Source organism: Streptomyces sp. NPDC057543, from assembly GCF_042801895.1.
Taxonomy (GTDB): Bacteria; Actinomycetota; Actinomycetes; order Streptomycetales; family Streptomycetaceae; genus Streptomyces.
The window spans coordinates 1-1,299 of sequence record NZ_JBHVFF010000592.1; the positions used below are offsets into that span (position 1 = coordinate 1).

Genomic DNA, 1,299 nt, shown 5'->3' on the forward strand with positions numbered 1-1,299 from the left:
GCCGCGCGGCCTCGTGGAGGTCGTATTGCCGATACCGTGCGGTGTCTACGGCGTCAAATAGCGGGCGCCGAAATCTGGAGGCTCCACCCCATGCTGATTGCCCAGCGTCCGTCGTTGACCGAAGAGGTCGTCGACGAGTTCCGCTCCCGGTTCGTGATCGAGCCGCTGGAGCCGGGTTTCGGTTACACCCTCGGCAACTCCCTGCGTCGGACGCTCCTCTCCTCGATCCCGGGTGCGGCTGTCACGTCCGTCCGTATCGACGGTGTCCTGCACGAGTTCACCACCGTGCCGGGCGTCAAGGAGGACGTCACCGACCTCATCCTCAACATCAAGCAGCTGGAACTCTCCTCGGAGCACGACGAGCCGGTCGTGATGTACCTGCGCAAGCAGAGCCCCGGCCTGGTCACCGCTGCTGGCATCGCGACGCCGGCCGGCGTCGAGGTGCACAACCCGCGCCTGGTGCTTGCCACGCTGAACGGCAAGGGCAAGCTCGAGATGGAGCTGACCGTCGAGCGCGGTCGCGGCTACGTCTCCGCCGTCCAGAACAAGCAGGTCGGCCAGGAGATCGGCCGTATTCCGGTCGACTCGGTCTACAGCCCTGTGCTGAAGGTCACGTACAAGGTCGAGGCGACCCGTGTCGAGCAGCGCACCGACTTCGACAAGCTCATCGTCGACGTCGAGACCAAGCAGGCCATGCGTCCGCGTGACGCCATGGCATCGGCCGGCAAGACCCTGGTCGAGCTGTTCGGTCTGGCGCGCGAGCTCAACATCGACGCCGAGGGCATCGACATGGGCCCCTCCCCAACGGACACCGCTCTCGCCGCCGATCTGGCGCTGCGGATCGAGGAGCTCGAGCTCACCGTCCGGTCGTACAACTGCCTCAAGCGCGAGGGCGTCCATACGGTCGGTGAGCTTGTCGCCCGCTCCGAGGCGGACCTGCTCGACATCCGCAACTTTGGTGCGAAGTCGATCGACGAGGTCAAGGCGAAGCTGGCCGGCATGGGCATGGGCCTCAAGGACAGCCCGCCCGGATTCGACCCGATCGCCGCCGCCTTCGGCGACGCGGACGCAAGCGTCGTCGAGACCGAACAGTACTGAACCCTGCGCCGGGTCGCGCGGAGCCGGGAGTCGCCTCCCGGCTCGCACGGCCGGTCAGGCAAACGGCCACATTACGGCAGCTCAGATGCCCTGCCAGTCATACCCGTTGTTGTGCGGCGCCCCCTATGGGAACCCCCGTCCCGGCGGGCGGCCAGCGCCTGGCTCAAGGCGCAGCTCGGCCCGGCCACCGACCCGGCCGAC

General features: G+C 67.5%; 1 protein-coding gene. It reads left to right on the forward strand.

Going from position 1 to position 1,299, the window contains the following annotated elements; all coding sequences use genetic code 11:
• Positions 1-90: 90 nt before the first annotated feature.
• Positions 91-1,098 (forward strand): DNA-directed RNA polymerase subunit alpha, encoded by a 1,008-nt coding sequence (locus ACFU8Q_RS41520; RefSeq protein WP_384465419.1) that lies wholly within the window; start codon positions 91-93, stop codon positions 1,096-1,098.
• Positions 1,099-1,299 lie beyond the last annotated feature (201 nt).